We start from the raw sequence: 26,873 nt of genomic DNA on the forward strand, positions 1-26,873 counted from the left end.
GGCCGCATAATTTCAGGCGGAAAAAAGTGTCGACCTGAGAAGAAATTAACCTAAGTAGTTAAAAATAGTAAAATTTTGGTAATCAATATTTACAAAGGTGAATAAATGAACATTTTTTCTTTAATTGGTTTGGTCCTCTCTGCGGTAATTCTCTTTGCAGGTTTAAGGATGTCATCAAGTGACTTAAAACTTTTCTTCGATGGCCCTTCCCTCTTCATTGTACTTGGAGGAACTTTTGCTGCGACTTCAGTAGCATTTCAACTTAATAAAATTGGAGCTCTCCTTAAGATTTTCATCAAACAATTTCTTGGTGGGAAAATGGTGGACTCTCCAGGTGTTATTAAAGAGATCATGCAAATTTGTGAAGCTTATCGTTCAGGCGAAGCTGCTGAAAACCTTCCTGGTAAAGCATCCGATGAATTTCTAAAAGAAGGACTTGAGTTAATTGCAGATGGATTTCTTCAAAAGGAAAAAATTATTGAGATCCTTGAGCAAAGAGCTGTCAATATGAATCAGCTTAGAAGTGAAGATACTAGAAAGATTAAAACTCTTGGAAAATTTCCACCGGCTTTTGGGATGATGGGGACAACAATTGGGATGATCGTACTTCTTGCAAACCTTGGTGGAGCAGATGCTATGAAGATGATTGGACCGGCCATGGGTGTTTGTCTTATTACAACTCTTTATGGAGTTATCATTGCAAACCTTGGATTTATCCCAATTAGTGAAAACCTTGAAGAGATTCAAAGACAAATGGAAGCTAAAGACAATATCGTTCTTGAAGGTATTAAACATATTCTAGAAAAGTCTAATCCAGTACTAGTTGCAGAAGAGCTTAACTCTTTCCTTGCACCTAATGAAAGATTAGACTGGAAATCTGCGAGTTAATAATGGCAATTAAAAAGAAAGTTCAAAATCAGGGCGGCGGAGATGACGAGAGTGGTTGGCTAGTATCGTATGCAGATATGATGACTCTAATTGCTTGTTTCTTCATCCTGATGATGGCATTTGCAAATTATGATCCTGTCGGTTTCAACAAAAAGGCCAAGGATCTTTCGACTTCTTTTCAAAAGGGAAAATTTAAAAGCTCGGAAGTTAAGCTTAATGAGCTTACAGAAGAAATTTCAAAGCACCCTGAATTAGAGAAGAATAGTAAGATTTCCATTGTAGATAATGAACTCATCATATCATTTTCAAGTAGTATTCTTTTCCCTGAAGGAAGTACAGAGCTTAATAAGAGTAGTATGCAATCACTTGATACAATGATTGATATTATCAGAACTAAGAATCCTAATTATCGAATTATGATTGAGGGGCACACTGACTCTGATGAGAGAAGTATTGCTCCGGGCATCGAAGGTCCTTGGCAATTAGGAGCAGTAAGAGCAGCTAAAGTTCTTTCTCGTTTTGAGTACTTTGGTTTCCCTCCTAGCACGCTAGCAGCAACGACAAAGGGTGACTCTGAGCCACTTATAACTCCAGAAGAGTTAGAGAAACTAAAAGAAAAAAATAAGAATAAAATTTTCTTTAACCCAAACAGAAGAGTTATTATTAAAGTTGTAGAACCTAAAGATCCAAAATCGAAAATCAAATTTGGATTCGGAATATATTTTAATGACAAAAAATAAACTTAGAGACTTTATAAAATTTATCGTTGTATTTGTCGTATTCTTAGGAGTGACAATTCCAACTTACCTATTCCTTAACCCTTCGGTGGCACAAGAGAGAATAGATAAAATGGATTACGACAAATGCATTCAACAAGATAAAATAACAAAGTATCAATCATGTCTTCGACGTGATCTTACACAAATTATTTCTGTTGCTAGGCCAATAGATATTAATTCGATTGAAAGTTTCATTCACTCTCTCTATGATCGTGACTTAAAAAATAGTTCAACAAATGAAGATCAAAGTATTGCTGCTCTACTCTATTTAGAAAATATGGCGATTTACTTCAATAGTATGAGAGAGATTGAAATTGCACGTAATAATATCACGTTCCTTGACGTGTTTTTTATTGGTAAAGCAAGAGAAGACCTATCTAAGCGATATAAAAAGTTTATGAGTACGATTGATAATCTGGATTTTAGGGCCCTTCCTGTTGATATTGCTTACCGTAAGGATATGGCCCTGAAACTATTAGCTAAGTTTGAAAGTAATTAGAACTCCATATTATTTGAGCTCCATTCATCAGACTCAACAGCTCTTTTCTGATTACTAAGTACTTTTGCATTCACTGGCTGATTTCCTTTAAATTGAACAACATGACGTGTAGCACTTGCAGGTGCTCGCGTCTTAGCATTATCAACTTCTGCCATCATCTTACGACCCATTCGTGTAATCGTTTCAGTACTTGCTCTATTGTGCTCATCTAAACGCTTCTGGTATTCATTTTCAATTTGGGCCAGCTTCGTTTTATATTCTAGTGCAGACATTTTTAAATTTTTAAGACTTTCAATTTCTAGATTAGCTTTTGCTAGATCTGTTTTACTTTTTGCAATAATGGCATTCAAGGAATCCACATGAGCGACTTTACTCTTAAGAGTTTCTTTTGAAATCTCTTGAATCTTCTTGTCTGCCATATATTTCATCGAGTCCATTTGCAGATTAGCAACCTTTTGAGTTAATGAAGCATTCGCTTCTTTTAACTTTGCTACTTCTGAAGACTTTTTATATTGCCCAGCACCCATAAGAACTGCACAAACAGCAAGGGCCACGTTCGTCAGATTAAAAGAAGAGCTCCCCTTTTTAGCCTTCTTTGACTTACGAGACGTGCCGGCTTTCTTGGCCTTACCGTTGTTAATTACATTTTTGTGAGTTGGTCTAAATTCTTGTAGTGTTTTCATAATCAAATTATAAAAGTGATATGAGACTTAACGAAGAACTTCATTGGGACATCAATCAAATCAGATACTTAGTGTAGAAAACACTAGTTTTAAGGCGGCTAAATTCTGTGGCAGTTGTACCTAATAGCCGATGAATCTCGCTGCAAACTGCTTGGCCAGAGGATATAAAATTAAATGCATGATTGTAATTACGGCCATTGAAGCAATGAGAAGCATATAAGGAAACGAATTAGTTAACTCAATCTCTTCCGCATTCCCGTTTGCATTCTCAGAATGAACTAGGTTGAAGTCGTTTCTCATTGTATTCTCCTTGCATGCGCTTAGGAAGGGGCTTTCACCCTTTGTTCTATTGTATCGCACAAATCCATTAAATAAAACCTAGTTAATCACTACATCATCTAAGATACTGTAATTACGTTTAAGAATTCAAGAAAGCGGCATTAAATTTCATAAAATTTAACCATTTATGATTTATTTGGTACTGTAGGTAGATTTTATAATTAATTGAACAATTCTAAGGGTTTAGATATGAATGAAATGCAAAAAGAGATTGTAGAGGGACTTAAGCGCTTTCGCCTAGAGAAAATCGAGCCACATATGGAGCACGATGATTTCGAAGGAAAGTTTCGCATGGAAATCTTCAATGAACTTGGAGAGCTAGGTTTTACAGGAATGACTGTTTCTGAAGAATACGGTGGACTTGATCTTCCAGTTCAAGACTATAGTTATGCACTTGAAGAAATTGCAAAGTCATCAGTGGCCTATGCTGTGACAATTTCTGTTTCATCAATGGTTCAATCAATTCTAAATACTTTTGGAAATGAAGAACAAAAACAAAAATACCTTCCAGAACTAACTAGTGGTCAGGCCATTGGAGCTTTTGCTCTTTCAGAGTCTGGTGCAGGTTCAGATGCTGCAGGTCTTAAGACGACAGCAAAGAAAGTTGAAGGTGGCTATATTTTAAATGGTTCTAAACTTTGGATCACTTCAGGTGGAATTGCGAAAACATATATTGTAATGGCAAGAACAGGTGGAGAAGGAGCAAAAGGTGTTTCTGCATTTATCGTAGAAGACGGAATGGAAGGATTCTCATACGGTAAAAAAGAAAGAAAAATGGGATGGAATATCTCACCTACTCGTGAACTTCTATTTGAAAACTGTTTTGTTCCTGACGCTAACCTTCTTCAAAAAGAAGGTGAAGGTTTCAAAGTTGCAATGAGTGGGCTTGATAAAGGTCGAATCGCAATTGGATCAATCTCTGTTGGTTGTGCTCAACGTGCACTAGATGAAGCAATTAAATACTCACTAGAAAGACAACAATTTAAACAAGCAATCTTTGACTTCCAAGGACTACAGTTCATGATGGCCGATATGGCCTGTGATGTCGAAGCTGCAAGACTACTTGTTCAAGCTGCTGCAAAATCAATTGATGACGGAGCTTCAAATCAAAAGCTTGCTTCAATGGCAAAGATGCGTGCAAGTGATACAGCAATGAAAGTTACGACTGATGCTGTTCAAATTCTTGGTGGAGTTGGTTATACAAAAGAGTATCCAGTCGAGAGATTTATGAGAGATGCAAAAGTTCTTCAAATTGTTGAAGGAACAAACCAAATTCAAAAAGTGGTTATCTCTCGTCTTCTAAAGAAGGAATACGGAGCCTAATGAAAGTTTCAATTAATTCCTTTATTCAACATAAAGACAAGTCAGAGCAAATTCTAGAGGAAATTGAAAACTTTCAATCAAACCCTCGTTTTGAATTTGTTTCAAAATTAAATGAAGAATATTATCAACAACAGTGTGTTGATATCTTTTCTAAATTTAATTCTCGACGTGACTTTGTCCAAGTAGGAATTGGTGGAAGTGCACTTGGGCCAGAGATGCTAGTAAGCGCACTAAGAAAAGATATGAAACGTCGTTTTCATTTCTTTAATAATATTGATCCAGACGATACAAAGGAACTACTAGATAGTATCGATTTAAAGAACTCTCTAATCTATGTTGTATCAAAGTCTGGTGGTACTGCTGAAACACTTGCTTCTTTTGCAATTCTTGCAAATGAATTAGTACAGTCAGGAGTCGCCGAAGAAGATTTAAAAAATTATTTTGTATTTGCAAGTGACCCAGATAACTCACAACTAAGAGATCTTGGAGATGAGCTAGGTATTACAACTTTGGCAATCCCATCAAATATTGGTGGGCGTTTTAGTGTTTTAACTCCTGTAGGCTTATTACCTGCTCTCTTTGCTGGAATTGATATTCAAGCTCTTTGCAAAAGCGGTTTCGAATATGGACAGTCACTAAAAGAATCATCAGAACTAAAAGAAGTAACTTCAACATTTCTAAATCATCTTGAACAAGGCTATGACCAAACTGTTATTATGCCTTATTCGAGTAAAATGAGAGACTTTGCATTTTGGTTTGTACAACTATGGGCAGAGAGTCTTGGGAAGAAAAAAGAAGATGGAACAAGAATTGGTATAACTCCAATTCCTTCTTATGGTGCTACTGATCAACATTCACAAATGCAATTATTCATGGAAGGCCCGTTAAATAAAGTAATGATCCTCGTCCATGTAAAAGAGTTCGCAAACAATTTTGAATTAAGAAATTCATTCAATCATCCGAAATTACAAAAACTCGGAAAGTACACACTGAAGAATTTAATCGATTCAGAATTCTACGGAACTCAAAAAGCTTTAACAGAACAAAGAGTTCCACATATTACTTTTGAAATAGAAAAACTAAATGAAGTAAATTTGGCCAAGTTGATTGTATTCTTCGAGTACCTGACAGCTATCACAGGTTATTGCCTAAATATTGATCCGTTTAACCAACCAGGAGTTGAGGCCGGAAAAATATATAGCTTTGAATGGCTTGATAACCTATGAGAAATACACGATTTAGACAGATAGAAATGTTTTCCAATCTTGATTAAAATCGGGGCGCTAGTTAAAATCAACAGGGAAAACAATCTATTATAAAGTACTGAAAGGACGAATATGAGTGATGACGCTACTCTAGTATTGACTGACATTAAAGCTGCCCTAGCATCAGCGAATAAAGAAGCCGAAGATAAGCCTGCGGCCCTTCTTGTTGTTGGTGGTGATTTAAACGGCACTCTTTTTGATTTAAAAGCAGAAGAGATTACTGTTGGCCGAAGTGCAAAATGTGATATTCCATTAGAGTTTAATGGTATCTCAAGAGAGCACTTCAAGTTAGTTTCATCTGCGGATGGATATCAGGTAGTTGATCTTGGTTCTAGAAATGGAACTTTTTTAAATAATAGTAAAGTTGAAGCTCCTACTGATCTTCAAAAAGGTGACATCATTAAGATGGGTGCAATGGCACTTAAATACCTTCCAAAAGGTGATCCAGAGAGACTTACTTATGATAAGCTTCAACTAGAAGCAAATACAGATGGACTAACTGGTTGTTACAATAAGTCTTTCTTCAACAAGAAACTTGATCTTGAAGTGAAGAAGTCAAAAGTGACAGGTACTCCACTCTCTCTTATTGTTTTCGATCTAGATCACTTTAAGAAACTTAATGATAACTACGGACACGATGCTGGTGACTACGTACTAAAAGAGCTAGCTGAAGTTATCCGTTCAAACGGAATTAGAGAAACTGATATTTTCGCACGTTATGGTGGAGAAGAGTTTGTTGTTCTACTTCCTAAAACAAATATTAAACAATCATACGAAATCGCTGAGCGCCTAAGAAAGGCGGTAGAAACTCACGATTTCATTTACGACGATAATAAGTTACCGGTAACTGCATCGATTGGCGTTTCTGACTACAGACAGGGAGTTAGTAGTGGAACAGACCTATTTAAAAGGGCCGACTCTGCAGTATACAAATCCAAGGAAGGTGGAAGAAACCAGGTTAATTTCTATCGCGACTAGTTCGTATAATGGAAATATCAGAGAATACACAAAATAGAATTAACCTTCTTCCCGAACACTTAATTGATCAAATCAAGGCCGGTGAGGTTGTTGAACGCCCGGCCAATGTTCTTAAAGAATTACTTGAAAATTCAATTGATGCAAACTCGACTAAAATTCGAGTCACGATTATTAATGCAGGTTTAGATCTTATCGCAATTGAAGATAATGGTGATGGAATGTTCTTTGATGAACTTCCCTACGCCTTTTGCCGTCACGCAACTTCAAAGATCAATAACTTCGAAGATATCTACCGCCTAAATACTTTTGGCTTTCGTGGAGAGGCACTTGCCTCAATCTCATCAGTGGCACGAATATCATGTCACTCAGCTCCTCGTTCAAATCCTGAAGAAGGTGCAAAGTATGTTATTCACGGAGCTAGAACGGTTGAGCATTCAAAGTATTCGACACATAAGTGTGGAACTTCTACTTATGTCAAAGACCTTTTCTTTAATACTCCAGTTCGATTGAAATTTGTGAAGTCAGGACAGAGTGAGAAGAATGCCCTAAAGCGTGTTATTAACTCGTTCTTAATTAACTACCCTCAAGTTGAGTTCTCAATCACATGGGATGACCAAGACCCTGAAATTTATCGTGCTCAAGAACATACAGTGAATCGAGTTGGGGAAATCTTCAAAAAGAAATCACGCAAAAATATTCCAGAGATAATGCAATCTTATGGTGAATACCTTGGTTCAAGTTGTAAATTCTACGTCTCTAAAGATGCCTCAAAAGGATACAGCGGAAAGCAACAGTTTCTCTTTGTAAACAACCGTCTCTTCACTGACAAAAAGATACATCAGATCATCATTAGAAATATGGAAAAGTTTTGGCCTCAAGGCTTAACTGGCGACTACATCATGCAATTCAGAGTGCCTGAGCATGAAATTGATGTAAACGTTCATCCAAATAAAACAATTATTAAATTTTTAAAGAGCAATGAGATATTCTCTCTAACAAGTGCTACAGCGAAAAAGCTCATTTCAGAAAATCAAGATCATATCAATGAGAACCACTCTCTTGAAATGAATGAAGATGAAGCAAATTTCAACTCTCTATCAAGTGCCCTATTCAACCAAGGTGGAGATAATATTATTGCTAATAACTTTGGCGGTGGTTTAAATCTACAAAGATTTCAAAATGAACTTAATCAAGGTACAGACTTTCATGGCCAAAGCTCTCTTTTTGGAGAAAATACAAGTGGCCAGCAAAGTGAGTTAACGATATCGGCACTTGGTGAAAATATTTTTCTCTTTAATCACATCGAGAGAGGTCCATACTTTGTTGATGCTCAAGTATATTTAGATGAAGCTTGTGGGCAAATTGATATCGACAATATGACTCCTCTACTAATTTCAGAGCCAATTTCAAAAGATATGACGGATATGGAAAACCTATCGCAATACATGGCAATGGGAATTGAGATTGAACGTCTTGATGCACACACTTGTGTTCTAAGGTCAGTGTCTCACGTATTCGAAGATCTTCCATACGCAAAAATATCTGCAAATATTATTAACGGTAATGATCTGCTTGAAGATTTAGAGCTTCAAGTAAGTGAAGTAAGAAGACTTCTTTCATTTATTTCTTTCTACGATTTAGTAGAAAAGAAAATTGCAAAAAGAATCTCGCCTAAGAAATTAAAAAAATTACTAAAATGACAAAGAAATTAATTCTTCTATTAGGGCCAACTGCATCGGGCAAAACAGGTATTAGCATTGATCTTGCCAAACGTATTGGTATTGAGAAATGTCACGTTATCAACTTCGATAGCGTTCTCTTTTATAATGAATTAAATATTGGAAGTGCAAAGCCAGACGAAGTTGAAATGGACGGTGTCACTCATCATCTCGTTAGCATCTCCCCTATTACGAAAGAATTAAATGCATCTGACTTTGTCGAATTAGCTATAAATAAAATCAATGATCTTCATTTAAAAGGAATTGTTCCAATTCTAGTTGGAGGTAGCGCCTTCTATCTTCGAAGCCTTATTCGCGGCATGTATGAATCAGAATCAACCGATGAGGCCATTCAGCAAGAGGCCCGTGATCTTTATGAAAAAGAAGGTATGGCCCCAATTGTGGCTTATCTTAAGGTTCATGATCCTGAGTCACTTGAGAATCTTCATGAGAACGATCACTATCGTCGTACTCGTGCTTATGAGTACCATCGCATGACGGGGAAGAAGATTTCTGATCAAAAAAAGCAAGCCGATGATCATGGGGCGTATGATTTCTCAACAAATATTCATGGCTGGGACACACTTAATATTTGCCTTGAGCTTCCAAAAGAAGAGCATTGGGAAATTATACTGAAGCGTACAAAACAGATGCTAGAACAGGGACTGCTTAAAGAGGTTGAAGATATTATGGCCAATGATGATCACTCGCCAGAGCTTAAGGCCCTAAAAACCATTGGCTATAAAGAAACGATTCAATATCTAAATGGTGAGATTACATCTGAAGAAGAACTTATCGAAAAGATTTATTTTGCAACTCGCAGGCTTGCGAAGTCTCAAAAAACTTTCCTAAAGAAAGTGACTCCTTTATCTCGCTTTCACCCATTAAGTCAGCGAAATGACATCTATAACCTTGTCGAAGACTTCATTCTTGAATAAAGTAGTTATAACGATTTTATTAGAGGTTAATTTTGAAAAAGATGAAAATAATTATTATTTCTGACGGAACAGGTTCTACTGCAAAGGCAATCAGTCGCGCGGCCATGACACAATTCCCAGAAAGCGAAGTCTTCTATACAGGTTTTAAGAATGTTCGCACAAAGGAACAAATTAAATCAATTTTTGACGAAGCAGCTATTCATCACGACCTCGTTATCTACACAATCGTATCAGCAGAACTTAGAGAATATACAAAAGAAATCTCAATGCAAAAGCATGTGCGCTCCCTTGATCTAATGGGGCCAGTTTTAACGACTTTCTCTAATTACTTTCATCAAGAACCTAAGAGTGAGCCTGGCCTTCTACACGCTGTGAACTCAGAATACTTTGACCGTGTTGCTGCCATGGAGTTTACGCTTAACCACGACGATGGAAGGAATGTTGAAACTCTCCACCTAGCAGATGTTATTCTTGTGGGGATTTCTCGTACATCAAAAACACCTCTTTCAGTGTACCTATCTCAACACGGAATCAAGGTTGTAAATATCCCTATTATCAATGGACAAGATCTTCCTAAGGAACTTTTTGAAATTGACCAAAGAAAAATCTTTGCTCTAACAATTGATCCAGAGGCTCTTTATTCAATTCGCAAGAATCGCCTTAACAAACTTGGTGCTACTGAGCACACAGGAGATTATGCGGATACGAATAAGGTTATCGAAGAGTTAGAATGGGCCAATGAAATCTTTGGCAAGAATAAGAGATGGCCTGTGTTTGACGTTACTGACCGCGCCCTAGAAGAGACGGCCACAGATATCATGAAATTGCTTCAAATGAGAAAAAATAATATTTTCAAGCAGTTAATGAGTGAGTCTGACGACTAAATTCGACGATAATTAGTTAAATTTCAAATTTATAGCAAATTTACTTAATTAAATACCCAATCGTTCCGATTAACTAAATAACATTATCAATTTAGTAACTACGAGGTTCGTTGTGTCTAAGGTCTTATTTTCTGGAAAAATCAAAGTTAAAGGTGCTGGGGCCGACGTTGTATACAAATTCGATACTCAAGAGCCCACTTTTGATGAAGTAATGATGACGAATTTTACTCATCTAAATTTCTCCGAAAATGAGAAGAGACTTCTAACGGCAAAAAACAGAAAAGACATCTTCAAGTTTGAAAACTTGAATACAAAAGAACTTGAAAGATATGCTGGCGACCTACTCTCACTTATTAAAAAAGTAAAAAGCGACAGAATTCAAATTGAAACTTGTAATGCGGGAACTTTTATTTGCTTAGCACTCATCTATTCAGGAAAGATTCCATCTCACCTTGATGTGCACTTCAAGCTACATGGCTCACCACTAAGACTTTTTCCAAGAAACTTAGCGAAACACAAAATTCCTAAACACAATATTTCTATATCTCTATGTAACACAGACAGCTGGGTTCAGGAGTTTCGTTCACTTCAAAAGAAGCCAAAATATATTGAACTAAGTCACATTGCCCCTCAAGAAGATCTTGATCTCGTTGGCTAATTTGACTTTTTATTAAGCTAATTGACATTTTGCACCACCTCTTCAATCATTTAAGAAGTGAAAAAAATAATCTTTGCCATTCTTCTTACCCTTTCTAGTTTTGCGGAATACCCGTACTTTAATTTTGATTCTTCAAAACTAAAATTAAATGACTATAGCTATCGTCGCTATGTTCGTCCGCAACTGCGCTCACTTAAGAATGACTTCTATTATATCGTTAAGAGAATTACTTACACATCACAGGACTTTATCAACTTAAGAGAAAATACTCTTAAATTAGTACTGCAATTTGATGGAGCTTATGACGAGTGTAAAAAAAATCAAAAGACTTGTTATCAAGAAATAAAAAAAGTCGTTCCACTTATTCAGGCAACTGAGCGAAACATTAAAAAGCTTCGCGAAGACTTCATCTCTCTTCCAACTCAACAGTATGGAAATGTTGACGACTATATTAATCTTATCTCTCTACTTGATAATATTGATAACCTGAATCTTCGTGTTCAATCCTATATACAGCTTCTACATCTAACAGAAGGAACAAATTTTTCAACCTATGTTCCTCATATTGAAAGTTATAAGAATTACGTTGGAAAAATGTATAACTACTCAAATGATGCCTTTATCTACATTATACCTAATGAACTAAAGCCATCCTTTGAACAATTCCTTGATAACTTCCTTTCGCCACTTGAATTAAGAATGATGGCAGAGTTAGATAAGCGCTGGTTTATCGATCGTTTGGGTGATCTCAATATGCAATGGAATGTATTTCATATGGACCTAGAAAAAGGTCAGACAGGATTTCCAAGAGAATATGTTCGTAACGTTAAAGTTATGCACGCTCGTTGGAATAGTATTTTAAAATTAATGTTCTACTAACATCGTGCCATTTAAGACATGCGTCCGCTTTCGGTCATGTGCCACAAAAACAAAAAGGGCTCCCGTCGGGAGCCCTTAAAGTATATACATCCTGCGGCAAAAGTACCCACAAGGGTAGTTTTGAAGCAGAGATGAATGTGACTCAAGAAAGCTAGCCAAGCGAAGCGATGGCGCGGCTTTCGGTCATGTGCCACAAAAACAAAAAGGGCTCCCGTCGGGAGCCCTTAAAGTATATAAGAAATTTAAATCAAATTAGATTTTAGAACCTCTACTGTACTTCGTCTGAGTTTTCTTTCTTCTCTTCTCAGCCGCTTGTAGCTTTTCTTTATTTCTAATAGAAGGCTTCTTATACTCTTGTCTCTTTCTGTATTCTCTAATAACACCGAAAGCTTCGCAGTATCTCTTGAATTTCTTAAGAGCTCTTTCCGCACTTAATCTTTCATCGATCTCGATTTTGATTGAGTAATCTTTAGACATAACATTCACCTCCTTCTATTTTTTTTTTCTCACTACCTTTAACGACAGCTTTATGAGATTTATTCAGAGCTTTAACGCTCTAAATTTTGTCTAGCTTTAATTGGTATGTTAAATTACACGACGGCCCCACAATGTGTCAATGGCCAACTTACTTTAGGTAATATATGCAACAAGGTTTATTCAGCGCAAAAGATTCATCCGTCACACCACTTGCTCATCAAGTAAGACCAAGTAGCAAGCAGGATTATGAGGGCTTTGATGCCCTAGCTAGACGCTTCCCTTTTCTTAAGGGTGAAAATATACCTTCACTTATTGTCTGGGGTCCTCCAGGGAGTGGAAAAACCACGCTGGCCAAGGTGCTAGGTAGTGAAATTCACGCAAATTTCTACGAATTTAGCGCAGTTTTATCTGGCGTAGCAGAACTTAAGAAGCTTATCCAAAAGGCACAAGACGAGGCCCGAGACTTCCAAAGAAAATCTATTATATTTATTGATGAGATCCACCGCTTTAATAAGGCCCAACAAGATGCTCTTCTTCCACATGTGGAACAAGGAAGCTTTATTCTTATTGGAGCAACGACTGAGAATCCTCGTCGTTCAGTTAATCGCGCTCTTCTTTCTCGTATGAAGATTATTGAGCTTAAATCATTCACAACCGACAAAATTCGCTCTCTTATAAAGAGAACGATCACAAAATTAGAAAAAGAATTATCGCAAGAATATCTCGATCTAATTTGTGAATACGCAAACGGTGATGCTCGCATTGCTCTTGGAAGTTTAGAAGTTATTTTCTCTCTTCTTGAACAAGACGAAGATATTGACTTTGAAACAGTTAAAAATATTATCAAAGAAAATTCACGAAACTTTGATGCTGGTGGTGATCGCCACTATGATGTAATCTCTGCCTTCATTAAAAGTATGCGTGGAAGTGATCCCAATGCGGCCATTCTATGGCTAGCTGTTATGCTTGATGGTGGAGAGGACCCAGTCTTTATCGCCAGACGCTTAGTTATCTTTGCGAGTGAAGATGTGGGTAATGCAGACTTAAATGCACTCACTGTTGCCACAAATGCACTTCATGTTGTTCAAAATATTGGTATGCCTGAAGCACGAATTACACTAGCACAGGCCACGACTTACCTAGCTAGTACCGTTAAGAGTAATGCTGCTTACAATGCAATAAACGAAGCCTTAGCATATGTAGAGAATTCGCAAACAATCCAAGTTCCAGAGCATTTAAAGAACTTTCCAGATAAAGATCATAAAGTTGTTTACCAGTATCCACATAGCTTCGAGGGAGCTTTTGTTAAGCAACAATACGCACCTCAAGGAACGCCAAAGTTCTACCAACCAAAAGCGATTGGCGTAGAAAATAATATAAAGAAACGTTTAGAAGAACTATGGGGAAAGTAGTCTAGTCCCAACGAGAATAAACAACAAACGCATCCGTTTGAAGGTCTTTTGTTACAAAGAAGAATCCCATATTTGATTCAACATAACAGCTCATTGAATAGTCTTGTCCTGGAACAAGTTCGACACAACGGCTTTTTGCACGTCCAGATGGTGTTTTAGAAAAGTTAATTGCGTTATTACTATTACATCCATTTAATTCAAGAGTTGTCCTAATGATAGCAATCGCTTCATCAAGAGGTCTCCCTTCGAAATCAATATCAGCATCTACTTCATCAGTATTAATTTTAAACGCACGACTATCGACATTAAGATCATACGTTAGCTTCTTAATACAATTAAGAGTTGTCTTAGTGTAAGCAAAGACACTTGAAGATATAAGCAATGATGCAATTAAGATGTATTTCATATTAAGTTACCCTAATAATGTTGTTATTTTCTTTGGTGACTTATACAAAACCCGACTAAATAAATCCAGATTTTTCGATAGTATTATTAAACTTTCATTAAGGGCAGCGCGTCTAAACATTGAAATTAGATTACCTGACAGAAATTATTAGAAAAACTTAAGATTCCTATTAGCCATTTTAATAATTATGTCCTATAAAAGCTTCACACACACAAACCACTAAAGGGGATTAGATGAAAATCGCAATCGTTCTATCAACACTACTTTTCACTCTTACGAGTAATGCAGCAGAATTAAATAACTACTACCCGAAAGAAACTAATGATGTTCTTTCAAGAGGTGGAGCAGAGTTAAAGAGCTACCTATTCGAAGTTCTAAATACAACTCACCAAGAAACAAATTCTCAAGATGTTCTTGGATGTGATTCAAAGAACAAAGGTCGTTGTTACAGCCAAAGAAGCCTAGGTTACAAAGGCGCTAGAAAAGTACTTTTCGGAAAAATCCACTTAAAAGAAGATGATAAAGGTTACTACATTAAAGATGTTTATTGCCAAAAGACACTAAGAAGAGTTCAAACTCGTTCTATGGGTCCAGGACAAATCCCTAGCCCAAACGTTCTTAACTGCGAGCACACTTGGCCACAATCAAAATTTACTGGTCGTTTTGACAAAGGTCTTCAAAAATCAGACCTACACCACCTATACCCAACTGATTCAAAAGCTAACTCTGTAAGAGGTAACTATGAATTTGATAATGTAGATGGTTTCCCAGTTGATTATGAAGATTGTACAGCTTCACAAACTCAAGGTAACGGTGCTTTCGAACCACCAGCTGAGCACAAAGGAAATGTTGCAAGAGCACTTTTCTACTTCTCAGTAAGATATGATATTTCAATCTCAAACCACCAAGAGCAAGTTCTTAGAGAGTGGGATAAGCTTGATCCAGTTGACGCTGAAGAAAGAGAAAGAAACGAAATTATCTATTCTGTACAAAACAATAGAAATCCATTTATCGACATCGCTAACCTAGCTGATAAAATCGATAATTTCTAAATATTTGACTAATCCATTTCAGTACTAATATTGGCCTTCTGTTAAGAAGGCCTTTCTATTTCATTTTTTATTTTGCAAAACCTTTCATCTTTGAGATGCTTTTATATACAGCAACAATATCAAGGATTAGATTTTGAAATTAAAACTCTTAGTAGCAGCCTTATTGGCACTAACGACCACTGCCGGCTATTATCCGGAATCATTTAAAGCAGAAGTCGCAAATGACCTTTTACAAGATGAAAACCTAAGAACAGAATTACAAAGAATTATCAGCCAAAATCACAAAAAAAATTCCTACTCTCAAGCTAAGCGCTACCTTTTTAACGAATTACATTTAAAATATGATGAAAGTAACCAACCTTATGTAAAAGGTGTTTACTGCAATAAAGTTTTCAATGGAAGTACTCCTAATATCGGACCAATTGGAGATGGGAAAATCCCTAATCATCAAATTGTTAACTGTGAGCACACATGGCCTCAGTCAAAATTCACAGGCGGATTTAGTTCACAACTTCAAAAAGGTGACCTTCACCATTTATTCCCAACTGACTCTAAGGCCAATAGCGTTCGTAGCTCAAATGACTTTGCTGACCTAAAAGGTGGAAAAGCTGCAACGAGAGATTGTTTTGCTTCTCATTCTGATGGACATTATTTTGAACCACCAACAGAGCACAAGGGCAATGTTGCTCGAGCAATGTTCTACTTTGCAACTCGCTATGGAGCGAAGATTAATAGTAGAATGGAAAAATACCTAAGAAGATGGCACGCAGAAGATCCAGTGGACAGCGATGAAATCGAAAGAAATAACAAGATTGAAGAGATTCAAGGAAATAGAAATCCTTATATCGACTTCCCTGAGCTAGTTTCAGATATCAAAGACTTCTAATATATTTTCAACTTTTTGGCGGCCTTTAATATTGAGGCCGTCAATAAAGACCGTCGTTACCGCAGCATTCGCTAAAGTCACAAGTAATCCTAAAAATACTAAAAACTTAATCATAGGAACCTCCTATTTGGCTTCTTAGTCTATTTTAAACACTGATTTAAAGTTCTCACAAATTCTAATTGATTAAGATTTCATGAAGATAGAATTTTAAAGAAAATAGGAGTATAAAAAACTATGTTTCAATTTATTAGAAAATTACTTACACAAAAGGGATTCAACGCCAAAGCTAAACGTGCCTTCACGAATTACTACCGTTTTGCAAAAGAATCACAATCATATCTAACTTATTGTAAAGAGATGCATGGAATTGAATGCTTCATGCAAAATAACCTATCAAAGAAGCAATTCTCTGCTCTAACTTCTCACTTTAAGCCCCATCAAAAAGTTCTTGATATCGGTTGTGGAACAGGACAATTAACGGCTTACTTTGCAAAGAAATACAAACTTAAGGCAAAAGGATTTGATCTCGTCGAAAGTGATCATGATTATAAAGAAGCAAATTATGAAACAACATGGCTCGGAGAGAATGAATTTGATCTTGTTATCTCGCTAGATGGTTTCTATATGCTCAATGACCTCTACCGTACTTTAAACAAGATTATGGATAGCTTAAAACCAAAAGGAAAGTTTGTCCTCACCTATACATCAGAGCGACCATTTCACAAAACACGACTTGGTAAGGCCATTACAAATAAGTATAAAGATAAATTTGAAATTCAAGACTTCACTCAAGATGACCTCATTTTTAATAATAAGGCCAAGGAACTTCTTGAGAAACTTGAATCAGATTTTACTGCTGAAGGAAATTCAAATTTATATCGTACTAAGTATAATGAGATTAGCAAGAATGTAGAGTCCCACAAGGCCAATAAGATGTATCGAAGCCTTATTACTATTTCTAAGTAGTTAGTGATTTAGTTTGTTGGCCTATTGTTTTCTTTGTTAATCTTTTGTGAACTTGTTTTACTTCAATCTCGATGAATTCTATAGTTCATAGTTATGAAGAAGCTCCTACTGATATCGTTTGCCCTTATTCTAACCTTTAAAACATTCGCTACCGAAATCTCAGGTATCGCAATCTCAAGCCACGTAAATGAGTTCTCTGTCGTTGACTCAAAGTATGCAAGAGAAATTTTTTTAGGTCTTCCTGTTAAAAATACCTACGCTGACCTCGTCCATGGCCTCGTCTTTCGCTACCACAAATACTTTTTTTGCGTGCGCGAACCAAGTCATAAATTTCACTGTCATCTCTATCTAAATGGAAAAGGAGAAGGAGAATTATCTTCATATAATAGTGATACCGATTTTGGAAAAGGAGCTATCAGTGAATTTTTAGAAACATCGAGGACAAATGGGAAGGCAAAGATTCGCTTTGAAAATAATACATTAAAGATAAAGTTTGATGGAAACCTGGCCCAAAGATTTTGGCAAAAACTCGACTTAATTGCTGATGACTATCACACAATAGGGGCCAAGAATTACGAAGTGAGGAAAGGTAAACACTTAAATTGCTACTTAGAAAAGAATAAGAAAAAAGATATCTATCAATGCCAATTTAACGTTACAATCAAGACAGATAAACCAGAAATTAAAATCAATAATGATTTGAACTAGGGGCCTGTATGAAACTAATTGGATCAACGACATCACCATTTGTTAGAAAAGTCATTCTCGTACTCGAAGAACTTGGAATTCCTTATGAACTTGAACAAGTGAGATCACTTACTCCAGATGGTGCAAAGAAAATTGGTGAATATAATGCTGCAAGAAGAATCCCAATTCTAGAAACAGAAGATGGATCAATCTTTGATTCAACTATCATTTGTGAATACTTACTCGAAAAACAAGGAAAGCAATTAGATGTACATACAAAATTAGCGCTTCGTTTAATCGATGAACTTTGTGATTCATGTATCATTCTGTTTCAACAAAAACTCTGGGAATGTGATACAAAATGGGAGTCTAAATTCTCTAAAGTTCAGTACGAAAGAGTGCAGAGTATTCTAGACTCACTTGAAAAGAAAGTTGATAAAGGTGGACTTCATCAGCTGGAAAAAGACTGGCTACTTTGCGTTCTTGATTGGCTGACATTTCGAGATGTTTTTAACTGGAAGAAAGGTCATCTCGCCTTAGAAAACTTCTATGAAAGTCTTAAAGATAGAGAACGTTACCAAAAATCAGCACCAAGAATATAAAAAAAGGCTACCATCGGTAGCCTTTTCTATTTTGATTTTTTAAATTTACTAAAATAATCCCGCCCAATCAGTTGTCTGAAGAGTGTTGATTACGTGTCTTAGGAATTTCGATCCTACTTCACCATCAATCAGTCTGTGATCATATGTATGAGTTGCATACATCATCTGACGAATTGCAATTGAGTCATCTTCAGTAACAATTGGACGCTTCTTCATTGTACCAACACAGAAGATACCAAGTTGTGGTTGAAGGATAACAGGTGTTGCAATAAGGATTCCGAAAGATCCATTATTTGTGAAAGTATAAGTTCCACCTGACATATCATCCATAGTAAGCTTCTTCGCTCTTGCCTTTTGAACAAGCTCGTCTAGCTTTCTAGCGATACCTCTAATATTTAGGTTATCTGCACCTTTGATTACAGGAACAACAAGTCCGTTACCAGGAACAGCTACAGCACAACCAAGGTTGATGTCTTTTTTCATGATGATATTGTCACCATCAATTGAAGCATTAACCGTTGGGAACTCTTTAAGCGCTTGCACTAGAGCATAAAGAATAAAGTGAGTATAAGTTAGAGAGAAACCTTCTTCTTTTTGGAATTGTTTCTTGAACGATTCTCTAAATTTAAATAGGTTTGTCATATCAACTTCATCAATCGAGTTAACGTGTGGTGAAGTCATTTTAGAAGCAACCATATTCTTAGCGATTGCTTTTCTCATATTATCCATTGGAATAACTTCAACACGTCCGCTTGTTGCAGTTGGAACAGAAGCTGGTGCTGCTGCCTTAGGTGCAGGTGCCGCTGCTACTGGAGCAGGAGCCGCCGCAGGAGCTGAAGTTGTTGCTGCAGGAGCTGCTCCTCTATTATTTAGGAAATTCATGAAGTCAGCTTTGTTTACACGTCCGCCTGCTCCACTTCCTTTAAGGTGTGCTAATTCATTAACATCAACACCATGCTTAGCTGCTAGAGTTCTTACAAGAGGAGTGTAGAAACGACGTCCTGCTGGAACAGAAGCTGCCACTACTGGAGCTGCTGCAACTGCCGCTGGTGCTGCTGGAGTACTTGCCACTGCCGCAGCCGGAGCTGCCGCTGCACCAAATGCTTTTGAAGTATCAGTTTCAATTGCTGCGATTTTAATACCAACATCAATTGTCTCACCTTCTTCAAAAAGAATTTGTTCAACACGACCTGCATATGGTGATGGAATTTCTGATTCAACTTTATCAGTTGAAATCTCAAGAAGGATTTCATCGATTTCAATCATATCACCTGGCTGCTTGTGCCACTTTGTGATTGTACCGTTAGTAATTGACTCTCCCATTTGTGGCATAACAACGTCTTCAAGAGTATCTGAAGAAGAAGTCGCTGCCGCAGGAGCAGGAGTTGCTGCTGGAGCTGCAGGAGCCGGAGCCGCCGCAGCAGGTGCTGCTGAAACAGCTGCATTTGCATCATCATCAATTGCTGCGATTTTTACACCAACATCAATTGTCTCACCTTCTTCAAAAAGAATCTCAACGATCTTTCCAGAGAATGGAGATGGAATTTCCGATTCAACTTTATCAGTCGAGATCTCTAATAGGATTTCATCGATTTCAATTGTGTCACCAACTTGCTTGTGCCACTTTGTAATCGTTCCGTTTGTAATAGACTCACCCATTTGTGGCATTACGATATCATTTTTCATATTCAGTCCTTATATATAATTAAAAATTGATTGATCTACCTTTAGCGTTTAACACAGATTCAGCCAGGAATTCTCCTAAAGTTGGGTGTGGGTGAATCGTTGCGAACATTTCTTCATCAACACCTTCCATTTGTCTGAACAGTACATACTCGTGAATTAGTTCAGTTGCATGAGTACCAACAATGTGTGCACCAAGCATTTCTCCATCTTCACCCATAAGAGTTTTAACAAACCCTTCTGTTTCGTTAGATGCCATGGCCTTACCATTTGCAGTAAATGGAACCTTACCTACTGAGTATTTAATACCTTGTTCTTTAAGAGCTCTTTCTGTGTAACCAACAGATGCAACTTGTGGCTGACAGTAAGTACAACCAGCAACATTCATCTTATCTAGTGGATGTGGGTGAAGACCAGCAATCGCTTCAGCAGCAATAATACCTTCGTGAGAAGCTGCGTGTGCTAAAAGAGGTGGACCAGCAAGGTCACCGATTGCGTAAATATTTGGTACGTTTGTTTGGTAAGTATTATTAACTACAACAAACCCACGATCAGTTTGAACACCAACAGTCTCAAGTCCGATACCATCGATATTTCCTGTCATACCAACAGCGATTAGACCCATGTCAAATTTATGCTCAACAGTCTTACCACCTTTTACTTCAGTGATTGTTACGTCATTACCATTGTTCTTAGCTGAAACTTTTTCAACACCAAGAGACATTTTAATTCCGTATTTCTTATATGCTTTCTCAACTACTTTTGAAGATTCTTCATCTTCGATTGGCAGAAGATTCTTTTGAAGTTCAAAGATATGAACATCAACACCAAATGCATTCCAGAAGTAAGCAAACTCAACACCGATAGCACCAGCTCCGATGATCCCAATTGACTTTGGAAGCTCTTCCATTTTAATTGCTTCCCAAGCACCAATCAGTCTTTTTCCATCGTGCTCAAGTCCAGGAAATGAGCGGTAGTGAGCACCAGTTGCAAGGATGATATTTGTTCCTTCAATTGTTTCAGTGTGACCACGAGATGAAGTAATTTCAACTTGAGTATTTGTACGAAGCTTTCCATAACCTTCAAAAACTTCAATTTTATTTTTCTTCATTAGGTAAGCAACACCACCAGAAATCTTTGCAGAGATTCCCTTTGCACGCTTAACAGCTTGGCCACCGTTTAAACCTTTAAGTTCAACATCAATACCAAGATCTTTCATATCAGCAAGCTCGTGTACACTGTGAGCTGCTTTAAGAACCGCTTTTGTTGGAATACATCCACGGTTAAGACAAACACCGCCTAATTCTTTACTTTCAACGATCGCAGTCTTTTTTCCAAGTTGGGCAGCACGAATAGCGGCGACATATCCACCTGGCCCAGAACCAATAACAATAACATCAAATTTCTTCATAAAAATATTTCCTCAAACTATTGACCATAAGGCCCATAATCAGTAATAAAAGTTAAGATTTAAGGTTCTTCAACGTACTAAAATTATTTAAAATTGGCATGACACATTGCTACGATTCGTTAATATTTACAAATCGTTGTAATTGCCCTCTATAAGCCAACTTAAAGGGATTATCATTAATTTTACACAGAGCGAAATTAAAAATATCAATAAGTATTTCCCAGAAGGCCTTATAGCACTCGATCTAGAGACCTCAGGACTTTCCCCTTTAGTTGACGAAATCATTGAAATTGCGGCTATTAAAGTCATCGGGAACAAAATAGAAACTTTTGAGTCCCTAGTAAAACCTAAAAATCCAATCCCTGAATTCACAACAAAAATCCATGGTATCACAGATGAGATGGTCAAAGATTCTCCTTCAATTGAAGAGGTCTTACCAAAATTTCTTGAGTTCAGTGGAACTCACACTCTTGTGGCCCATAATGCAAAATTTGATATAGGCTTTATCGTCTTTGCGATGCACCAACTTAAGATGGAATTACATAAAGCTAAGGTTTATTGCTCATGCAAACTTTCTCGAAAATATGTGAAAGGAAGTGAGAACCATAAACTAAGTTCATTGTGTAAACACTTTGATATTCCTCTTGAAAATCATCACCGTGCACTTGATGATACAATTGCCTGTCTTCGTGTTTTTGCTAAAACCCTGGATGAAGTGAAGTCTAATCGCCAACTTAAAGAAGGTGAAATTCTAAATATCCAAGACTTTAGAAAGGCCAATATCGCAGAAGCCCCTGAAACGATTCAAAAACTTCAAGCACATATCGCTAAACAAGAAGTCATTGATATCAAATACAAGGGTGGAACATACAAAGGTAAATTTAGACCAATAAAACCTGTTGCTCTTTTACCAATGCCTGCCGGCGATGTTCTCTACGCTCACTGCCTACTTACAGATATCTACAAATCTTTTGCCATTAAAAAGATCCAAGAAATCCGTGAGCATGTTGAAAATGACTCAAAGTAGTTATATAAAGACGCCATGCTAGCAGGAAAATCAATCTCATATAAAATCCAATTTGTCGTGATCTTCATCATTCACATCGCTCTACTCTATTGGATCTACTGGTTACTTCAAAACACAGGTGTGCTCTCTACAGTAAGTGTAATGCTTCACTTTACAGGAATTGCTCTTTACGGGGCCCTTCTTATTCGTGGATGTGCCTATTGGGCCAAGTGGCATCACCTAAATGACATTAAAAAATACGAAGAACAAAACAAAAAAGATAATAGCGAAGAATGAGAAAAGGACTGCGAAGCACAGATGAAGTCAATGCTCGCTTTGGTCTTAATTTAGAACCATCTCGCTACGAAGTTTTTATCCCCAATCATATAAATGAGCTAATTGAAAAAGAAGGATTTGATGGCATTCATGCCAAACAATTTCTTCCTTCTAATCAAGAACTTCATCAGGATGGATTTGATGACCCAATCGGTGATCAACAAAAATACGTCGCTCCACAACTAATCCATCGCTACGATAATCGCGCCCTTTTTACTCCGACAACTATTTGTCCGGTAATTTGTCGCTATTGTTTCAGAAAGAATGAATTAAGTGGAAAGCATGAAATTTTTAAGGCCGATTTTGAAAAAGTTATAACTTACCTCAAGGCCCATACTGAGATTAATGAAATTATCTTTTCAGGTGGCGATCCTTTTATGCTTTCAGCTGCAAAAATCGATTTCTACCTAAATGAATTTAGCAAATTAGAACATATTAAATTCATTCGTTTTCATACCAGAACTCCCGCTTCCCTTCCAAATTATATTGGTAATGAAGTGATCGAAGTTCTTAACAAGTTCAAGCAAGTATTCAACGGTATCAATATTGTTATTCACATAAATCACGCCGATGAGATCACAAGCGATGTGCGTGATTGTCTTGCAAAACTTGGAAAATACTTTCCACTACTCTCGCAATCTGTGCTTCTAAAAGACGTGAATGATAAAGTCGAAGACTTAGAAAAGCTTATTTATAAACTTCATGATTTAGGAGTTAGGCCCTACTACCTCCACCACCCTGACCAAGCAAAAGGTGCCATGCACTTCTACCTCACACAAGATGAAGGGCGAGAAATCTATCGTAAGCTTCGCCGCCAAGTCCCAGGGTGGCTTCTACCTCAATATATTCTCGATTCACCTGATGGCTCGGGAAAAAGAAATCTATAAAGAAATTCTTAAAGAGCAAGATTAATCAAGTTTCCAAAATTAAAGTACGCTATCATAGTTTTATGAGTAATGAATATAACGATAGAATAGCTCTTATCTGTAAATATATAGCTGATAATATTAATGAAGATCTTAACCTTGAAAAACTATCAGAAGTATCAGGTTTATCTAAGTATCACTTTCACCGTGTCTTCACGGCAAAACTTAATATTAGTCTATACAGCTTTATTCAATTAACACGATTAAAGAGGGCCTCGTATCAACTTGTCTTCAACAAAGAAATGAAGATTATCGATATCGCATTTGATGCTAATTTCGATAGTCCTGAGGCATTTTCTCGTTCTTTTAAAAAAGTTTTTAATGTTACTCCTTCTCAATTTAGAAGTGCACCTAACTGGGAAAAGTGGCATGAGAAATATCAATTCATAATTCCTACAGGAGATAATCACATGGAAATAAAAATAATAAACTTAGAAGAAATGAAGGTGGCCGTTCTTGAACATAGAGCTTCACCCACAACTCTTAACAACTCAGTTGAAAAGTTTAAAAATTGGCGAATTCAAAGTAAGCAATCACCAATAAACAAAGCACGCACATTTGGTATCGTCTACAACGATCCAAATAATACAAAACCAGAGGATTTTGCCTTTGATATTTGTGGTGAACTATTTGAAGACTTAAAACAAAATAAAGATGGAGTTATCGAAAAAACGATTCCAGCTGGGCGATGTGCTGTTGCACGCCACTTTGGTTCACCTGATAATATTGAGGGTAAGATCTACGAATTATATGGAAAATGGCTTCCGACAAGTGGCGAGGAGCTTCGAGATTTTCCACTTTTCTTTCATTATCATAACTTCTTTCCAGAGGTTCCTGAAAATGAACTGATCACAGATATTTATTTACCTTTAATTTAAACTAAGGTGCAGAATATATTTGTAAAATTAAGTAGTTAATACTTTATTGAAAAAAAATATTCTGTACCTATTGACAACTTTTTCTCTCAGCAATATATTTCATCTCACTCAAATAAGCGCGTGTAACTCAGTTGGTAGAGTGTCACCTTGCCATGGTGGATGTCGCAAGTTCGAATCTTGTCACGCGCTCCATTCTTTTAATAAATAAGATATTTTCATTTTTATACGATACGCTAGCGCTGACGCTTGCTAATCTTGCTGAATGCTTGCACATTCAGTATCACGCGCTCCATTCTTTTAATAAATAAGATATTTTCATTTTTATACGATACGCTAGCGCTGACGCTTGCTTCGTGAACGATAAGCGAAAATTAATCAAAACCTTTCTTTAAAAATAATTAAATCTTATCTACTGATAACTCCTCTTATAATCAACTTGAAAGAAAAGCTTATCAGGAGATAAATAATGGCGATTAAAGATATCATTCAAAAAGATGTTGTTATCATAAATTCAAATGCAACTTTAAAAGATGCGGCCAAACAGATGTATGAAAAGCACGTTGGGGCCATCATCGTTGTGGATAATATAACAGGAAAGAAAAATACTCCCGTTGGAATTTTAACAGACAGAGATATTGCCATATCTTTTGGAAAAGAAGGAAAGATTGAACCTTATTCTAAAGTAAGTGAGATCATGACTCAGAATGTAGTTCTGTGCACACCGAAGGATAGTATTGTCGATACAATAAAAAAGATGCAGGCCAATGGTATTAAACGCATACCAGTTGTAAACAGTAGAGATCAAATAGTAGGAATCATTTCTTCGGACGATATTATTCAAAGACTTGGTAATGAAATCCATGACCTTTCACAAATTGTTAAATTAGAGATAGAAAAAGAATCCGCTATTCAATGTCCAATTGACGAAACACGACAAGTTAAAATTGCGTAATAGGAAGCGAAGATGTTTAAAAATCGAAAGGAAGCCGGTGCATTATTGGCCGAGGAATTCAAGGATAAGATACGCGAAAAAAATAACGCTGTAGTTATTGCTCTTCCTAGAGGAGGTGTTCCTGTAGCCTACGAAATAGCAATGAGGCACCGTCTTCCTCTTGATGTATTTTGTGTAAAAAAGATTGGTGCACCTAGAAACAGTGAATTAGCTATTGGCGCTGTCACCGAAACTGGAGACACATACTATAATAGAGATTTAATAAGTCACTTCGGAGTTAATGAACTTCAATTACGTCGATTAACAAATGAAAAGAGACGAGAGGCCCTGGAGCAGGCGAAAATTTTACGAAGAAGGAGAGAGCCAATTAATTTAGCAGGTCGAGATATTCTGATTGTTGATGACGGGATCGCAACAGGTGCAACAGTGAAGGCCGCAATCAAATTAATCAAACAGCAAACACCAAATAAAATTGAAGTTGTAACACCTGTATGTTCTAGAGAATCTTGGAGTGAGATTATAAATCTGGTAGATGATATTCTTGTACTTGAAACTCCACACAACTTTCTCTCCGTTGGTGAGTGCTATCTAGAGTTTCTACCAGTTTCTAATACAAGAGCAGGAGAACTATTAAAAGAAGCCTATGAAACATATCAAGGAAAAATACTAGCACAAGAACAAGATAGAATGTTCAGAAAATCCAAGGGCTAATCTTTACTTTTTGCTAGAGCGAGACCAAAGAATAAGAATGCTGAACCACTAAGTGTTTCAACAACACGCTTAGTTCTTCCCTTTTCAAACTGTGCCTTAAAGAAAGTAATAAAGCTTCCAAATAAGAAAAGCCAGATTAGATTAAGAGTTATATGAACTAATGATAGGCCTATCGACTGCGCAAGAGGATTCGAGTTGATATCAATAAATTGAGGGAGAAAAGTTAAGTAGAAAATTGCAACTTTTGGGTTCAAGATATTTGTTAAAAGTCCTTTGCGAAACTCACTCAAGACAGAGACCTGCCTTCTCTCATTACTAGCGACAAATACTAAACTTGATTTACTGCCAGTAAACCATGTCTCATACAATGCTCGTACACCTAAGTATATGAGATATGCTGCTCCAATCATTTTAATAAAATGAAATAATTCGCCAGATTGTTGCAAGATTGCAGAGAGCCCAAGTGATGACATCACAGCGTGAATAAAAAGTCCTGAACAAATTCCAAAAATAGTGGCCAATATATTCTTACGATTACCACTAATTGAACTTTTCAAAACTAACGCTGTATCTGAACCAGGAGTAATGGTTAAGATGAAACATAAGAATAAGAAAGCGCTAAAAGAATTCTCCATGTAGACATACTACATT

At 36.8% G+C, this 26,873-nt stretch carries 31 protein-coding genes and 1 tRNA gene; 24 read left to right on the forward strand and 8 right to left on the reverse strand.

The window, feature by feature from the left end; genetic code table 11:
• The first annotated feature begins 105 nt into the window (after nt 1–105).
• Genes ACMAYX_RS11145 through ACMAYX_RS11155 form a run of 3 tightly spaced genes read left to right on the forward strand, consistent with a single transcriptional unit; the run spans nt 106 to nt 2,166 of the window.
• Nucleotides 106–888, forward strand: a complete 783-nt coding sequence (locus ACMAYX_RS11145; protein ID WP_103216344.1) for a motility protein A — start codon at nt 106–108, stop codon at nt 886–888.
• A gap of 2 nt (nt 889–890) precedes the next feature.
• A complete protein-coding gene (locus ACMAYX_RS11150; protein WP_103216343.1) occupies nt 891–1,628 on the forward strand; it encodes a flagellar motor protein MotB in 738 nt (245 codons plus the stop codon).
• Nucleotides 1,615–2,166, forward strand: coding sequence for a hypothetical protein (locus tag ACMAYX_RS11155; RefSeq protein ID WP_103216342.1), 552 nt, complete (start codon nt 1,615–1,617; stop codon nt 2,164–2,166). The genes ACMAYX_RS11150 and ACMAYX_RS11155 overlap by 14 nt, the downstream gene beginning before the upstream one ends.
• Here ACMAYX_RS11155 and ACMAYX_RS11160 read toward each other — a convergent pair.
• The gene (locus ACMAYX_RS11160) at nt 2,163–2,849 is read right to left on the reverse strand and encodes a hypothetical protein (RefSeq protein ID WP_412471953.1); all 687 of its coding nucleotides are present in this window, start codon (nt 2,847–2,849) and stop codon (nt 2,163–2,165) included. The genes ACMAYX_RS11155 and ACMAYX_RS11160 overlap by 4 nt on opposite strands.
• 120 nt (nt 2,850–2,969) lie before the next feature.
• Entirely contained in the window at nt 2,970–3,149 is a 180-nt protein-coding gene (locus tag ACMAYX_RS11165) for a hypothetical protein (RefSeq protein ID WP_103216340.1), read from the reverse strand.
• A 228-nt stretch (nt 3,150–3,377) separates the two neighbouring features.
• Here ACMAYX_RS11165 and ACMAYX_RS11170 point away from each other — a divergent pair, with 228 nt between their 5' ends.
• The 8 genes from ACMAYX_RS11170 (at nt 3,378) to ACMAYX_RS11205 (ending at nt 11,831) form a co-directional block, all read left to right on the forward strand.
• Entirely contained in the window at nt 3,378–4,511 is a 1,134-nt protein-coding gene (locus ACMAYX_RS11170) for an acyl-CoA dehydrogenase family protein (RefSeq protein ID WP_103216339.1), read from the forward strand.
• Complete coding sequence (locus ACMAYX_RS11175) at nt 4,511–5,737, forward strand: glucose-6-phosphate isomerase (RefSeq protein WP_412471954.1); 1,227 nt, start codon at nt 4,511–4,513, stop codon at nt 5,735–5,737. The genes ACMAYX_RS11170 and ACMAYX_RS11175 overlap by 1 nt, the downstream gene beginning before the upstream one ends.
• Before the next feature lie 111 nt (nt 5,738–5,848).
• On the forward strand, nt 5,849–6,754 hold the full coding sequence (locus tag ACMAYX_RS11180; RefSeq protein ID WP_103216337.1) for a GGDEF domain-containing protein: 906 nt from the start codon (nt 5,849–5,851) through the stop codon (nt 6,752–6,754).
• An 8-nt stretch (nt 6,755–6,762) separates the two neighbouring features.
• A complete protein-coding gene (gene mutL, locus ACMAYX_RS11185; RefSeq protein WP_103216336.1) occupies nt 6,763–8,454 on the forward strand; it encodes a DNA mismatch repair endonuclease MutL in 1,692 nt (563 codons plus the stop codon).
• Nucleotides 8,451–9,410, forward strand: coding sequence for a tRNA (adenosine(37)-N6)-dimethylallyltransferase MiaA (gene miaA / locus ACMAYX_RS11190; RefSeq protein WP_412471955.1), 960 nt, complete (start codon nt 8,451–8,453; stop codon nt 9,408–9,410). Before mutL ends, miaA begins: the two co-directional genes overlap by 4 nt.
• 41 nt (nt 9,411–9,451) lie before the next feature.
• Complete coding sequence (locus ACMAYX_RS11195) at nt 9,452–10,294, forward strand: pyruvate, water dikinase regulatory protein (protein WP_146037733.1); 843 nt, start codon at nt 9,452–9,454, stop codon at nt 10,292–10,294.
• A gap of 112 nt (nt 10,295–10,406) precedes the next feature.
• Entirely contained in the window at nt 10,407–10,952 is a 546-nt protein-coding gene (locus tag ACMAYX_RS11200; protein ID WP_412469905.1) for a hypothetical protein, read from the forward strand.
• A gap of 57 nt (nt 10,953–11,009) precedes the next feature.
• Nucleotides 11,010–11,831, forward strand: a complete 822-nt coding sequence (locus ACMAYX_RS11205; RefSeq protein ID WP_103216332.1) for a hypothetical protein — start codon at nt 11,010–11,012, stop codon at nt 11,829–11,831.
• A 252-nt stretch (nt 11,832–12,083) separates the two neighbouring features.
• Here ACMAYX_RS11205 and rpsU read toward each other — a convergent pair whose 3' ends face one another.
• Nucleotides 12,084–12,308 (reverse strand): 30S ribosomal protein S21, encoded by a 225-nt coding sequence (rpsU, locus tag ACMAYX_RS11210; RefSeq protein ID WP_021266202.1) that lies wholly within the window; start codon nt 12,306–12,308, stop codon nt 12,084–12,086.
• 164 nt (nt 12,309–12,472) lie between these two features.
• Here rpsU and ACMAYX_RS11215 point away from each other — a divergent pair, with 164 nt between their 5' ends.
• A complete protein-coding gene (locus ACMAYX_RS11215; RefSeq protein WP_103216331.1) occupies nt 12,473–13,720 on the forward strand; it encodes a replication-associated recombination protein A in 1,248 nt (415 codons plus the stop codon).
• 1 nt (nt 13,721) lies between these two features.
• On the opposite strand, the gene ACMAYX_RS11220 is transcribed toward ACMAYX_RS11215, so the two are convergent.
• On the reverse strand, nt 13,722–14,126 hold the full coding sequence (locus ACMAYX_RS11220; protein ID WP_103216330.1) for a hypothetical protein: 405 nt from the start codon (nt 14,124–14,126) through the stop codon (nt 13,722–13,724).
• Nucleotides 14,127–14,359: 233 nt separating this feature from the next.
• On the opposite strand from ACMAYX_RS11220, the gene ACMAYX_RS11225 reads away from it, so the two are divergent.
• Nucleotides 14,360–15,178: an endonuclease I family protein gene (locus ACMAYX_RS11225; protein WP_412469906.1), complete on the forward strand. Its 819-nt coding sequence runs from the start codon at nt 14,360–14,362 to the stop codon at nt 15,176–15,178.
• A gap of 133 nt (nt 15,179–15,311) precedes the next feature.
• On the forward strand, nt 15,312–16,064 hold the full coding sequence (locus ACMAYX_RS11230) for an endonuclease I family protein (protein ID WP_158246750.1): 753 nt from the start codon (nt 15,312–15,314) through the stop codon (nt 16,062–16,064).
• On the opposite strand, the gene ACMAYX_RS11235 is transcribed toward ACMAYX_RS11230, so the two are convergent.
• Complete coding sequence (locus tag ACMAYX_RS11235) at nt 16,044–16,178, reverse strand: hypothetical protein (protein ID WP_255407605.1); 135 nt, start codon at nt 16,176–16,178, stop codon at nt 16,044–16,046. The two genes, ACMAYX_RS11230 and ACMAYX_RS11235, sit on opposite strands and share 21 nt — an antisense overlap.
• Nucleotides 16,179–16,298: 120 nt before the next feature.
• On the opposite strand from ACMAYX_RS11235, the gene ACMAYX_RS11240 reads away from it, so the two are divergent.
• The 3 genes from ACMAYX_RS11240 (at nt 16,299) to ACMAYX_RS11250 (ending at nt 18,319) form a co-directional block, all read left to right on the forward strand.
• Nucleotides 16,299–17,030 carry a class I SAM-dependent methyltransferase gene (locus ACMAYX_RS11240; protein WP_412470890.1) on the forward strand — a complete coding sequence of 244 codons (732 nt, stop codon included), beginning with the start codon at nt 16,299–16,301 and terminating at the stop codon, nt 17,028–17,030.
• 93 nt (nt 17,031–17,123) lie between these two features.
• Entirely contained in the window at nt 17,124–17,738 is a 615-nt protein-coding gene (locus tag ACMAYX_RS11245; RefSeq protein WP_412469909.1) for a hypothetical protein, read from the forward strand.
• An 8-nt stretch (nt 17,739–17,746) separates the two neighbouring features.
• On the forward strand, nt 17,747–18,319 hold the full coding sequence (locus ACMAYX_RS11250; RefSeq protein WP_103216325.1) for a glutathione S-transferase N-terminal domain-containing protein: 573 nt from the start codon (nt 17,747–17,749) through the stop codon (nt 18,317–18,319).
• Between the two features lie 48 nt (nt 18,320–18,367).
• Here ACMAYX_RS11250 and sucB read toward each other — a convergent pair whose 3' ends face one another.
• Nucleotides 18,368–20,005: a 2-oxoglutarate dehydrogenase, E2 component, dihydrolipoamide succinyltransferase gene (gene sucB, locus ACMAYX_RS11255; RefSeq protein ID WP_412471956.1), complete on the reverse strand. Its 1,638-nt coding sequence runs from the start codon at nt 20,003–20,005 to the stop codon at nt 18,368–18,370.
• 19 nt (nt 20,006–20,024) lie between these two features.
• Nucleotides 20,025–21,413, reverse strand: a complete 1,389-nt coding sequence (gene lpdA, locus ACMAYX_RS11260) for a dihydrolipoyl dehydrogenase (RefSeq protein WP_103216323.1) — start codon at nt 21,411–21,413, stop codon at nt 20,025–20,027.
• 142 nt (nt 21,414–21,555) lie between these two features.
• Here lpdA and ACMAYX_RS11265 point away from each other — a divergent pair, with 142 nt between their 5' ends.
• The 7 genes from ACMAYX_RS11265 (at nt 21,556) to ACMAYX_RS11295 (ending at nt 26,222) form a co-directional block, all read left to right on the forward strand.
• Nucleotides 21,556–22,440 (forward strand): exonuclease domain-containing protein, encoded by an 885-nt coding sequence (locus ACMAYX_RS11265; RefSeq protein ID WP_103216322.1) that lies wholly within the window; start codon nt 21,556–21,558, stop codon nt 22,438–22,440.
• Between the two features lie 15 nt (nt 22,441–22,455).
• Nucleotides 22,456–22,716, forward strand: a complete 261-nt coding sequence (locus ACMAYX_RS11270) for a hypothetical protein (RefSeq protein ID WP_103216321.1) — start codon at nt 22,456–22,458, stop codon at nt 22,714–22,716.
• A complete protein-coding gene (locus ACMAYX_RS11275; RefSeq protein WP_412471957.1) occupies nt 22,713–23,642 on the forward strand; it encodes a KamA family radical SAM protein in 930 nt (309 codons plus the stop codon). Before ACMAYX_RS11270 ends, ACMAYX_RS11275 begins: the two co-directional genes overlap by 4 nt.
• A gap of 62 nt (nt 23,643–23,704) precedes the next feature.
• On the forward strand, nt 23,705–24,559 hold the full coding sequence (locus ACMAYX_RS11280; protein WP_412462964.1) for an AraC family transcriptional regulator: 855 nt from the start codon (nt 23,705–23,707) through the stop codon (nt 24,557–24,559).
• A 116-nt stretch (nt 24,560–24,675) separates the two neighbouring features.
• Nucleotides 24,676–24,751, forward strand: a tRNA-Gly gene (locus tag ACMAYX_RS11285).
• A 274-nt stretch (nt 24,752–25,025) separates the two neighbouring features.
• Entirely contained in the window at nt 25,026–25,511 is a 486-nt protein-coding gene (locus ACMAYX_RS11290; protein ID WP_412462965.1) for a cyclic nucleotide-binding/CBS domain-containing protein, read from the forward strand.
• A gap of 12 nt (nt 25,512–25,523) precedes the next feature.
• Entirely contained in the window at nt 25,524–26,222 is a 699-nt protein-coding gene (locus tag ACMAYX_RS11295; RefSeq protein ID WP_103219009.1) for a phosphoribosyltransferase, read from the forward strand.
• On the opposite strand, the gene ACMAYX_RS11300 is transcribed toward ACMAYX_RS11295, so the two are convergent.
• Entirely contained in the window at nt 26,219–26,857 is a 639-nt protein-coding gene (locus ACMAYX_RS11300) for a LysE family translocator (protein WP_412471958.1), read from the reverse strand. The genes ACMAYX_RS11295 and ACMAYX_RS11300 overlap by 4 nt on opposite strands.
• Nucleotides 26,858–26,873: the final 16 nt, after the last annotated feature.

Origin of the sequence: Halobacteriovorax sp. RT-2-3, assembly GCF_047085075.1 — a bacterium.
Lineage (GTDB): Bacteria > Bdellovibrionota > Bacteriovoracia > Bacteriovoracales > Bacteriovoracaceae > Halobacteriovorax_A.

Coding starts and splice junctions, on each gene's coding strand:
- ACMAYX_RS11220 (WP_103216330.1), bottom strand. CDS start 14,126: ATGAAATACATCTTAATTGCATCATTGCTTATATCTTCAAGTGTCTTT.
- ACMAYX_RS11240 (WP_412470890.1), top strand. CDS start 16,299: ATGTTTCAATTTATTAGAAAATTACTTACACAAAAGGGATTCAACGCC.
- ACMAYX_RS11170 (WP_103216339.1), top strand. CDS start 3,378: ATGAATGAAATGCAAAAAGAGATTGTAGAGGGACTTAAGCGCTTTCGC.
- ACMAYX_RS11175 (WP_412471954.1), top strand. CDS start 4,511: ATGAAAGTTTCAATTAATTCCTTTATTCAACATAAAGACAAGTCAGAG.
- lpdA (WP_103216323.1), bottom strand. CDS start 21,413: ATGAAGAAATTTGATGTTATTGTTATTGGTTCTGGGCCAGGTGGATAT.
- ACMAYX_RS11290 (WP_412462965.1), top strand. CDS start 25,026: ATGGCGATTAAAGATATCATTCAAAAAGATGTTGTTATCATAAATTCA.
- ACMAYX_RS11145 (WP_103216344.1), top strand. CDS start 106: ATGAACATTTTTTCTTTAATTGGTTTGGTCCTCTCTGCGGTAATTCTC.
- ACMAYX_RS11150 (WP_103216343.1), top strand. CDS start 891: ATGGCAATTAAAAAGAAAGTTCAAAATCAGGGCGGCGGAGATGACGAG.
- ACMAYX_RS11160 (WP_412471953.1), bottom strand. CDS start 2,849: ATGAAAACACTACAAGAATTTAGACCAACTCACAAAAATGTAATTAAC.
- ACMAYX_RS11295 (WP_103219009.1), top strand. CDS start 25,524: ATGTTTAAAAATCGAAAGGAAGCCGGTGCATTATTGGCCGAGGAATTC.
- ACMAYX_RS11245 (WP_412469909.1), top strand. CDS start 17,124: ATGAAGAAGCTCCTACTGATATCGTTTGCCCTTATTCTAACCTTTAAA.
- ACMAYX_RS11275 (WP_412471957.1), top strand. CDS start 22,713: ATGAGAAAAGGACTGCGAAGCACAGATGAAGTCAATGCTCGCTTTGGT.
- sucB (WP_412471956.1), bottom strand. CDS start 20,005: ATGAAAAATGATATCGTAATGCCACAAATGGGTGAGTCTATTACAAAC.
- ACMAYX_RS11165 (WP_103216340.1), bottom strand. CDS start 3,149: ATGAGAAACGACTTCAACCTAGTTCATTCTGAGAATGCAAACGGGAAT.
- miaA (WP_412471955.1), top strand. CDS start 8,451: ATGACAAAGAAATTAATTCTTCTATTAGGGCCAACTGCATCGGGCAAA.
- ACMAYX_RS11155 (WP_103216342.1), top strand. CDS start 1,615: ATGACAAAAAATAAACTTAGAGACTTTATAAAATTTATCGTTGTATTT.
- ACMAYX_RS11270 (WP_103216321.1), top strand. CDS start 22,456: ATGCTAGCAGGAAAATCAATCTCATATAAAATCCAATTTGTCGTGATC.
- ACMAYX_RS11235 (WP_255407605.1), bottom strand. CDS start 16,178: ATGATTAAGTTTTTAGTATTTTTAGGATTACTTGTGACTTTAGCGAAT.
- mutL (WP_103216336.1), top strand. CDS start 6,763: ATGGAAATATCAGAGAATACACAAAATAGAATTAACCTTCTTCCCGAA.
- ACMAYX_RS11250 (WP_103216325.1), top strand. CDS start 17,747: ATGAAACTAATTGGATCAACGACATCACCATTTGTTAGAAAAGTCATT.
- ACMAYX_RS11300 (WP_412471958.1), bottom strand. CDS start 26,857: ATGGAGAATTCTTTTAGCGCTTTCTTATTCTTATGTTTCATCTTAACC.
- ACMAYX_RS11215 (WP_103216331.1), top strand. CDS start 12,473: ATGCAACAAGGTTTATTCAGCGCAAAAGATTCATCCGTCACACCACTT.
- ACMAYX_RS11280 (WP_412462964.1), top strand. CDS start 23,705: ATGAGTAATGAATATAACGATAGAATAGCTCTTATCTGTAAATATATA.
- rpsU (WP_021266202.1), bottom strand. CDS start 12,308: ATGTCTAAAGATTACTCAATCAAAATCGAGATCGATGAAAGATTAAGT.
- ACMAYX_RS11195 (WP_146037733.1), top strand. CDS start 9,452: ATGAAAATAATTATTATTTCTGACGGAACAGGTTCTACTGCAAAGGCA.
- ACMAYX_RS11225 (WP_412469906.1), top strand. CDS start 14,360: ATGAAAATCGCAATCGTTCTATCAACACTACTTTTCACTCTTACGAGT.
- ACMAYX_RS11180 (WP_103216337.1), top strand. CDS start 5,849: ATGAGTGATGACGCTACTCTAGTATTGACTGACATTAAAGCTGCCCTA.